The sequence below is a fragment of the uncultured Marinobacter sp. genome (assembly GCF_963974375.1).
Classification (GTDB): domain Bacteria; phylum Pseudomonadota; class Gammaproteobacteria; order Pseudomonadales; family Oleiphilaceae; genus Marinobacter.
On the sequence record NZ_CAXBDN010000162.1, the window covers coordinates 1 to 9,942 of the forward strand.

Annotated in this window: 9 protein-coding genes; all 9 read left to right on the forward strand. The window is 60.5% G+C overall.

Annotation, left to right across the window (positions count from 1 at the left end):
• The coding region (locus AAC035_RS13645; RefSeq protein WP_339805075.1) for a HAMP domain-containing sensor histidine kinase at positions 1-1,102 on the forward strand (1,102 nt) is incomplete at its 5' end.
• A complete protein-coding gene (locus tag AAC035_RS13650; protein ID WP_339805077.1) occupies positions 1,077-2,423 on the forward strand; it encodes a sigma-54 dependent transcriptional regulator in 1,347 nt (448 codons plus the stop codon). The genes AAC035_RS13645 and AAC035_RS13650, both read left to right, overlap by 26 nt.
• Before the next feature lie 192 nt (positions 2,424-2,615).
• Complete coding sequence (locus tag AAC035_RS13655) at positions 2,616-3,977, forward strand: ABC transporter substrate-binding protein (protein ID WP_339805079.1); 1,362 nt, start codon at positions 2,616-2,618, stop codon at positions 3,975-3,977.
• A 55-nt stretch (positions 3,978-4,032) separates the two neighbouring features.
• A complete protein-coding gene (locus AAC035_RS13660; protein WP_339805081.1) occupies positions 4,033-5,355 on the forward strand; it encodes an ABC transporter substrate-binding protein in 1,323 nt (440 codons plus the stop codon).
• Positions 5,356-5,418: 63 nt separating this feature from the next.
• On the forward strand, positions 5,419-6,318 hold the full coding sequence (locus tag AAC035_RS13665; protein ID WP_339805083.1) for a branched-chain amino acid ABC transporter permease: 900 nt from the start codon (positions 5,419-5,421) through the stop codon (positions 6,316-6,318).
• A complete protein-coding gene (locus AAC035_RS13670) occupies positions 6,318-7,253 on the forward strand; it encodes a branched-chain amino acid ABC transporter permease (RefSeq protein WP_339805085.1) in 936 nt (311 codons plus the stop codon). Before AAC035_RS13665 ends, AAC035_RS13670 begins: the two co-directional genes overlap by 1 nt.
• Entirely contained in the window at positions 7,250-8,038 is a 789-nt protein-coding gene (locus tag AAC035_RS13675) for an ABC transporter ATP-binding protein (protein WP_339805087.1), read from the forward strand. The genes AAC035_RS13670 and AAC035_RS13675 overlap by 4 nt, the downstream gene beginning before the upstream one ends.
• Positions 8,028-8,714 carry an ATP-binding cassette domain-containing protein gene (locus AAC035_RS13680; RefSeq protein ID WP_339805089.1) on the forward strand — a complete coding sequence of 229 codons (687 nt, stop codon included), beginning with the start codon at positions 8,028-8,030 and terminating at the stop codon, positions 8,712-8,714. Before AAC035_RS13675 ends, AAC035_RS13680 begins: the two co-directional genes overlap by 11 nt.
• 25 nt (positions 8,715-8,739) lie before the next feature.
• A complete protein-coding gene (locus AAC035_RS13685) occupies positions 8,740-9,870 on the forward strand; it encodes a zinc-dependent alcohol dehydrogenase family protein (RefSeq protein ID WP_339805091.1) in 1,131 nt (376 codons plus the stop codon).
• Positions 9,871-9,942: the final 72 nt, after the last annotated feature.

Consider the following 9,942-nt stretch of genomic DNA (forward strand, 5'->3'; position numbering starts at 1 on the left):
CGCCACCGGCAACCCCCAGGCGGCCCTGCCGGAAGGGCTTCGTACCGGGCCGGAGGTACTGCCCGGCTGGCGCATTGACTATGTGGTGTCTGCGGCCGACATCCTCAGCCCGTTGCGTAACGTTCAGCTCGGGCTTTATGGGCTGGCGGGGGTGATGGCGCTGGGTATCGTCATCCTGTTCTGGGCCCTGGCCCGCAGCCTGCGGCGGCGGGTAGCGCGACTGGTCGACGGTGCCGAAGCCTTTGCCGGCGGCGACCTTCAGTTTCGTCTGCAGGCCCCGAAGAACGACAAGGACGAGATTGACGTGCTTGCCCATGCCTTCAACGCCATGGCCGACCGGCTGCAGGACATGATCCGGCGCACCGTTCATGCCGAGAAAATGGCGGTACTGGGGGAATTCGCCACCGGCGTTGCCCACGAGGTGCGCAACCCGCTGGCTACCATCAAACTGACCGTGCAGGCCCTGGAAAAAGGCGAGCCGGATGACCGGCGGCGCAACCTGCTGGTATCCGTAGAGGAGGAAATCGACCGCCTGAACCGGGTGGTGGGTGACCTGCTGGATTACGGGCGACCCGTGGCAGGTGAGCCGCAAGCCGTCGATGTGCGCCGGGTGTTCCGCCATGCTTCGGTGCTGACGTCAGGACTGGCGGATCAGCGGGAAGTTTCCGTCACCGCCACCGGCGACTCCCGCCTGGCGGTCTACGCCAGCCCTGACCAGATCATCCAGTGCCTGGTGAACCTGGTGGCCAACGCCATTGAGGCCTGCGAACCCGGTGGCAGCGTCCATTTACGGGCCTTCCGCAACGGCGACCGGCTGACGGTTGATATCACCGACAACGGCTGCGGCATGGATTCAGACACCCTGACCCGGGTCACCGAGCCCTTTTTCACCACCCGTCAGGATGGTACCGGGCTTGGCCTGAGCATTACCCGACAACTGATTGAACTCAACGGCGGCGATATCCACATCAGCAGTGCGCCGGGCTTCGGCACCACGGTATCCGTCAGCCTGCCGGCAGCTGATCCGGACTCCCCCTCCTCACAACAAGACCAGCAACAACACCAGGACGCAGACCATGCGCTCACAGATACTGATCGTTGACGACGAAAAGAGCTTTGTCCGCTCGCTGACCTTTGCCCTGGAGGAAGCGGGGTTTAGCACCCGCAGCGCCAGTTCCGGGGAAGACGCGCTGACGGCACTGGAGCAGAGTCTGCCGGATCTGATGCTGCTGGACCTCCGGCTACCAGGCATGAGCGGCATGGATGTACTTGCCGAAGCTGCCCGTCAGCATCCGGAGCTGCCGGTGGTGATGATTTCGGCCCACGGCGATACCCGGGCCGCGGTGCAGGCGGTGAAAGCGGGCGCTACCGACTATCTGACCAAGCCGTTCGCCCTGGATGAACTGTTGCACCTGATCCGCACCGTGACCGAACGACGGCAGATGCAGGAAGAGCTGGCCTATCACCGCAACCGCGTCGCCACATCGTCCGGACTGGTGGGCAGCAGTGGGCCCATGACACAACTCTGGGAAACCATTCAGCGTGTTGCCGCCAGCAGCGCCGGCCGTATTCTGCTGCTGGGGGAGTCCGGCACCGGCAAGGCCGTGGTGGCCAGAGCCATTCACGATCACAGCCCCCGCGCCCGGGGTGCCTTTGTGGAAATCAACTGCGCAGCTCTGCCGGAGCAGCTGATCGAGGCGGAACTGTTCGGCGCCGAAAAAGGTGCCTACACCGGCGCCCACCAGAAACGTTCCGGGCTGGTGTCCCTGGCCCATGGCGGCACCCTGTTCCTGGATGAAATTGGTGAGCTGCCGTTGCCCTTGCAGGCCAAATTCCTGCACTTTCTCGAAAACGGAGATTACCGGCCCGTGGGCGGTGCCGCCAGCAAGACCGCCGATGTCCGGGTGATCGCGGCCACCAACCGCTCCCTGGAGGAACAGGTCCGGCTTGGCCACTTCCGGGAAGATCTCTATTTCCGGCTCAATATTATTGAACTCACCATTCCTCCGTTACGGGACCGGGGTGACGACATCGGTGAGTTGCTGGAGGTGTTCATTACCAGCCAGGCCCGGGAAGAAAGCTGCCGCCCCATTGCGATGCTGCCGGAAACCCTGAGCGTGCTGAACCGCTACAGCTGGCCGGGCAATGTACGGGAACTGCGCAATCTGGTGGAACGACTGACCATTCTGCATCCCGGACAGCCGATTCGACCGGCGCAGCTGCCCCAGGAATTTCACCAGCCCAGAGTGGGCCCGGCAGAGAATGACGATGACTCGCTGAATGCACAGCTCAGCCACACCGAGCGCGAGCTGGTCATGGATGCACTCAACGCCACCGGTGGCCACAAAGGCAAAGCCGCCGAAAAACTCGGGCTGTCCCGGCATGCATTCAAGCGCCGGCTGCAACGACTGGGCCTGGGCTGAGCGCTAAATATGAGCGGATTCCGCTCATATCCGACCACAACCTGAGCGGAATCCGCTCATCCGCTCATCGTTGATACCCGCTAACCCCTGCAAAACCGGTACTCGGGAGATGGCCCTCCTTTTGCTACCCATTGTGCCAACGGTTTCACAAAAACAATGTATAAAAAAGCCGAAAAGGCACTGGAGGCAATCTTGCCGGGATCTCTCACCCGTCTTTGCCAAACGCTGTTCCGCCGCTACCGGGTCTGGCTGACTCTGGCGTTTGTGATTGCGGCCCTGACGCTGGCAGCCGTATCAACGCCCCTGCATGCGTTTATGCCCGCAGCAACCGGGAGTGTTGTGGGTCGGGTTGAGCTGGGCGCCAGTGCTGATGAGGCGGATGCCACCATCGCCTGCATGTACCCCATGACTGGCCGCTCGGCCAGCTACGGCCGTGACAGCATTGTGGCCATCCAGCTTGCCCTGCGGGAACTGGCCGCAGAAGCTGACACCCCCAGACTGAGGGTCATCGTGGATGACTCTCGCTCGAAAGCCTCCTTTGCCGTCCGCATGGCCACCGATTTTATTGAGCAGGACAACGCTGACATTCTATGCGGGATTGTCAGCTCCGGCGTTGGCATGGCCGTCAGCCGCCTGTCCCGCCAGCGCAAGATCATTCTCGTCGGCACCGACCATGCCTCCTCCAGGGCCACTCTGGAGGAGGGACATCGTTATTATTTCCGGGTGTCCAGCGATACCTGGACCTCCCATGCCGCCGGTGCCCGCTACCTCAAGGAACTGCAACAAGAGACCGGCTGGCAGAAGCTCGCTTTTCTCGGCCCCGATTACGAATACGGCCGCATCGCCTGGCGTGACCTGCAGGACGCACTGGCGCTCCACAATGTCCGCTACACGGCCACCAACACCTACTGGCCCCGTTTATACGAGCCGGATTATTCACTATATATCCAGTCCTTGCTGGAATCGCCCCCGGACGTTCTTGTGGTTGCGCTATGGGGTGGCGATTTCACCGCCTTCATTGAACAGGCCCGCACCACGCGCCTGTTCAGCCAGATGCGCGTGGCCAATTTTGACACCGGTGGTGACTACGAACCCCTGGTCGCCCTGGGCAACGAGCCGCCGCAAGGATTGATCCTGTCCGCCCGTCATCACCTCAACTGGCCAGAGACAGATGCCAACACCCGTTTTGTGGACGGCTTTCATCAGCTGTCCGGACGCTATCCCAGTTATTCCGCCCAGGGGGCCTATGCCGGCATACACGTGATTGCGAGAGCAATTCAACGGGCCGGTGGCGATGTTACCGATACTGAAGCCATGGTGGAGGCCCTCAAGGGACTCAGAATTCCTCTGCCCAAGGATCCCCGGGGCTACGTGTCCTACATCGATAAGGATACTCATCAGATCATTCAGGCTCAGGCCATCGGCACGCCGGTCAGCAATACCCGATATCCCCCGGCCCGGGTCATGCTGGGCGAGTGGAAAGTATACGACGCCGAATCCCTGAAACCGTCACCCGCTCTCGTTGAGACGCGACGCGGTGAATCCGGTGGCTGACTGACAGACACCACAGCAACAGTACTCTGCATAACAACAACGAAGGAGAGCAAAAATGGGACATTCAACATCCACTGCAGGCTGGCGCAAGACCTTGCTCAGCACTGCCACCACCGTGGCCATCGCCACTTCCGGCGCCATGGCGTTCAGCCAGGCCGCCAACGCCCAGGAAACCTTCAAGGTTGGCCTGGTGACCTTCCTGTCCGGCGGTGCCTCAGGGCCCTTTGGTGTGCCGGCAGCACAGGCAGCAGAAACGGTGATCAAGGCCATCAACGCCGGCGAACTGCCTGCGCCCTATAACACCCCTGGCGTCAACGGCCTGCAACTGGAGTCCGTGGTCATCGACGAAGCCGGCGGCCCCACCAAACAGGTTGAGGAATACCGCAACCTGGTCCAGCGCCAGAACGTGAACGCAGTTATCGGCTACATTTCCAGCGGTGACTGCCTGGCCGTGGGTCCGGTGGCCGAAGAACTGAAAACCTTCACCATCGCCTTCGACTGTGGCACCCCGCGGATGTTCGAGGAGCTGAAGAATCCGGCCTATTTCTTCCGCACCGGTCTGGATGCGGTTGCCGACAACGTGGGTGCGGTGCACTACCTCAAGGAAATGCACGGAGATGCCAAGCGCATCGCCGGTATTCAGCAGAACTACGCCTGGGGCCAGGATTCCTGGCTGGACTTTACGCTGTCACTTGAGCAGCTGATGCCTGAGGCAGAAATCGTCAACAACCAGACCCCGCAGATTTTCGCCGGCAGCTACGGCACCGAAATCTCGGCCCTGCAGACCCGTCGTCCGGAAATCATCCACTCCAGCATGTGGGGCGGTGATATGGAATCCTTCGTGTCCCAGGCCAACGCCCGCGGCCTGCTGGGCCAGGCCACTGCACTGCTGACCACTGGTGAATCCGGGTTGCATCGCTTTGATGGCCAGGCACCCAACGGCACCATTCTTGGCGGCCGTGGACCTTTCGGTGCCTTCATGCCAGAGAACGACCTGAGCGAATGGTTCAACAAGGCCTATGAGGCCGAGCATGGCACCAAGCCCAGCTACCCCTCCTCGAAAATGGCCCAGGCCATTCTGGCACTGAAATTTGCTGCCGATAACTCCGGCGCTGACGGCGTGCCTTCCAGTGAGCAGCTGGCCGCCAGCCTCAAGGGCGCCGAGTTCGAATCCGTCAGCGGCACCGTGCGCATGGCTCTGGCCGGCGGCCACCAGGCCCTGCAGGACATGCTCTACGGTGAGTACCACTACACCCCGGGTCAGGGCGCGGAACTGCGCAATATCCGCGCCTACGCCGGTGAATGCGTTTCAGCACCGGATGGGGTAAATGCCCAGCAGTGGATCAAGGATGGCTTCCCCGGAGCCAAGTGCGACTGACCCCCTGAACCTGCCGGCAACCTCCGGGTTGCCGGTATTTACCGATAACAGGAGTAAACACAGATGTTAACGGTCTGGGCGATACTGATCGACGGATTCATCTATGCCTCGTGGCTGTTCCTGGTGGCGGCAGGTCTGACCGTCATCTACGGCGTCATGCGGATTCTGAATATGGCTCACGGCAGCCTTTACGCCCTGGGCGCCTATGCAGCCGCTTCAGCTATTGGCTGGTACTACGCCGGTGGCGGCAGTCAGTTGTGGATGGCTTTTGCCATTCTGGCCACCTGCGCTCTGCTGATTGGTGTTATCTCTGGCCTGCTGATCGAGCGGGGCATTTTGCGGTTGATGTACGGCCGCGACGAAATTCTGATGCTGATTGTCACCTTCGCCATCCTGCTGATTCTTGAAGATGTCATGAAGCTGATCTGGGGCACCACCCCCTACTTTGCCTGGCAGCCCTATGCCGGCATGGGTCGGGTATCCATTGATGTGCTCACCGTCTCCGGCTACGACATCATGGTTCTGTGTCTGTCGGTCGTCATTGGTGTGGGCCTCTGGTTCTGGCTCGAACGCACCCGTATCGGCAAGATTCTCCGGTCCATCATCCATGACCGGGAAGTGTCCGAAGCCATGGGCGTTAACGTGCGCCGGATGTTTACCATTACCTTCGTGATCGGCGCCACCCTGGGTGCCATTGCCGGTGGTATCACCGCACCCATTATTTCGGTGGTTCCGGGCATTGGCATCGAAGTCATCGTGCTGGCTTTCGCCGTGGTGGTAACGGGTGGTCTGGGCAGTGTCACCGGTGCTGCAGTCGGAGCCATCATTGTGGGACTGGCCCGGGCTACCTCCATCCACACCGTACCTCAGTTCGAACTGTTCATCATTTACGCCGTTATGGCGGCGGTGCTGATCTTCCGGCCCCATGGCCTGTTCGGTCAGGCGATAGCGAGGAAAATCTGATGAGTCTGCAGAAATCTGAAGCCATTATGATTGCCGCTGCTGTGGCCATCGGGCTGGTGGGACTGATGAGTCCCAACTGGCTGGTCTTTACCACCACTCTGGCGGTATCGAAAGCACTGGTGGTGCTGGGTGTCGTCATGTTGATGCGTTCCGGCCTGGTGTCTTTCGGCCAGGGCCTGTTTTTCTGTATCGGCGGCTATGCCGTGGGTATGGGGGGCCGCTTTCTGAATATCCAGGATGCACTGCTACTGATTTTTATCGGCTTTGTCGCCGCCATTGCCCTCGCCATGGTGCTGGGCCTACTGCTGACCCGCTACCGGGAAATCTTCTTTGCCATGCTGACCATGGCCTTCTCCATGATCCTGTTCGGGATTCTGGTAAAAAGTCACGGTCTTGGCAGTACCGACGGGTTTACCGTGGTGCAATGGTCGGTACTGGGCTGGCAGCCGGAATCCTCCGGCATGGGAGCCTTCTGGCTTGCCCTGGTGCTTGGTCTGCTGGTGGCACTGTTTCTCAATCGCTTTTTTCAGTCCAGCATTGGTCTGGCCTGCGAAGCCATCCGTGAAAATGAAGTCCGGGTCGAATACATGGGCGTCTCCCGTCGCCAGGTGCTGTATATCAACTATGTGCTGGCAGCCGGCATTGGTGCCATTGGCGGTTCGCTGACCGCACTGGCGGCCGGCCACGTGGACCCGGAAATGGCCTACTGGACCATCTCCGGAGAGTTCGTGTTCATTGCCCTGCTGGGCGGCACCGGTCATGTTGCTGCCGCGTTTATTGCTGCGATGATCTTCGCTCTGGTACGCACCTACGCGGTGGAGCTGTTCCCCAACTCCTGGCAGATGATTCTCGGCATTGTGCTGCTGCTGATCATCCTGTTCCTGCCTAAAGGTATCTGGAGCCTGTTCACCCGTCAGAAGAAGGCCGCCTCATGACTGAGATACTGAAAACTGAGGGGCTGTCCCGCTACTTTGGCGCGGTCACAGCTGCCGAAAACATCAATGTCACTATCACTGAAGGTGAGATTGTCGGGGTTATTGGTGCCAACGGGGCCGGCAAAACCACCTTCATCAATATGGTGACCGGCTATCTACCGCCCTCTGAGGGCACCATTTCCTTTAACGGCAGACCCATCAAGGGCCTGGGGCCAAGAAAACTGATGCGTGAAGGGCTGGCCCGGTCGTTCCAGATTCCGCAGCTGTTTCTGGAGCTGTCGGTACTCGACAACCTGGCCATGGCCCTTGCCGCTGCCGAAAATCAGCATCTGCAGATGTTACGACCGGTGCGCACGCCCGAACGGATGGCAGCAGGCAGCGAAATTCTGGAGCAGATGGGCATATCCCGCTATCGCAATGAGATGGTCACTGCCATGCCTCAGGGCGCCCGCAAGCTGCTGGATATTGCCATTGCCATGCTCGGTAATCCCCGCATGCTGTTGCTGGATGAGCCCACCAGTGGTGTCAGCCTTGAAGAAAAATACGGGCTGATGGATATCGTGATGGAAGCCGTGACAAAAAGAGGGCTGACGGTGCTGTTCGTGGAGCACGACATGGATATTGTCGAGCGCTATGTCACCCGCGTACTGGCCTTCGCCAGCGGTGTGGTGATCGCCGACGGCCCGGTGGACCATGTTCTGGATGACCCGAAAGTTCAGGAACTGGTCACCGGCAAACGTCTTCACAAACACACGGCTGAGGGAGGCGCCCGCCATGAGTCTTGAAATCTCGAAACTGGACGTCGCTATCGAACGCATTGGCATTCTGCGGGACATCAACCTGAGCATTCCCACTGGCAAGATGGCGGGGCTGATTGGCCACAACGGCGCCGGCAAGACTACCCTGATCCGCGCCATTATGGGTTTGCTGCCGCCAACCGCCGGTACGATAACGTTCAAGGGGCAGGACATCACCGGCAAGGCCTCCCACCAGCGCGCCAAGATGCAGATCAGCTACATGCCGGAGGACCGTCGCCTGATCCCGGACCTGACTGTCACCGAAAACATGCTGATGCCGGCCTGGGCCAATAACATCAAGGATGCGGACCAGCGCCTGAAGTGGATCTATTCGCTGATGCCGGAGATTGCCGATTTTGGTGAGCGCAAGGCGCTGCAGTTGTCCGGCGGTCAGCAAAAGCTGGTGGCCCTGGGCCGGGCGCTGATGCCGGGACGGGAACTGCTGTTGCTGGATGAACCCTTCGAGGGCGTTGCGCCGGTGCTGGCCCGCCGCTTGTCCGAAGTGATGGCCGACCTGCGGGGCGAAGGTCTGACGGTGCTGATTGCCGAATCCGATGATACCCATTCGGCAGACCTGGTGGACAGTACCTGGCGCATAGAACGGGGCGCCGTTTCACAAGGCCGCAAAGATCCGTCAGAATCGTCAGCACTGACTGACTACTGACCGATCGAAAACAAGGAGAACAACCATGAAGATACGTGCAGCGGTACTCCAGGCCATTGGCACCGAACGCCCTTACAATACGTCCCGTCCGCTGGTGATTGAGGAGCTGGAACTGGATCCACCCGGTGACAACGAGGTACTGGTGGAAATCAAGGCAGCCGGCCTGTGCCATTCCGATCTTTCGGTGATCGATGGCAACCGGCCACGGCCAGTACCCATGGCCTTGGGCCACGAGGCCGCCGGCATCGTCAAACAGGTGGGCAACGGGGTCAAGGATCTGGTGGTGGGTGATCACGTGGTCGCCGTGTTTGTGCCCAGCTGTGGTCATTGCTCTCCCTGCGCCGAAGGCCGCCCGGCTCTGTGTGAGCCGGCCGCCAAAACCAACAATGCCGGCACTCTGGTGTCTGGCGAGCACCGCCTGCACCGTGCCGATGGCACCCCGGTGAACCATCATCTCGGGGTGTCTGCGTTTGCCGATCATGCCGTGGTCTCCCGGGATTCCCTGGTGAAAATCGATCCGGAACTGCCCCTGCACCACGCCGCCCTGTTCGGTTGCGCGGTGCTGACCGGTGTGGGTGCGGCCATCAACTCCGCCGACATCAAGGCCGGCCAGACAGTGGCAGTTATCGGCCTCGGTGGTGTTGGTCTGAACAGCGTGCTGGGTGCTCTGGTCGCCGGCGCCAGTGAAGTTATCGGTATTGATCTGGATGACGACAAGCTGGCCCTGGCCAAAGAACTGGGTGCCACCCATGTCTTTAACAGCGCCGACCCCGACTGTGTCGCCAAAATCAAGGAACTGACTAATGGTGGCGTTAACTGTGCCATCGAAATGGCCGGCTCCGAGAAAGCGCTCGAATTTGCCTACCTGATCACCCGCCGTGGCGGTACCACCGTAACCGGAGGCCTGGCGCACCCGGATAAGAAGGTAGCCATTCAGCAGGTCAGCCTGGTGGCGGAAGAACGCACGCTCAAGGGCAGTTACGTAGGCAGCTGCGTACCGGTGCGGGATGTTGCCCGCTACGTGGCGCTGTTCCGTCAGGGCAAGTTGCCGGTGGACAGGCTGCTGAGCGACACCCTGACCCTGGATCAGATCAACGAAGGTTTTGAAAAACTGGCCTCAGGCAAAGCCGTCCGACAGGTGGTCCTGTTCGACTGAACCTGACCTGACCCGGCTGCGTATTCCGGCGAACGTGACCGGTCATTCCGGGGATCGTGACCGATTTGCACA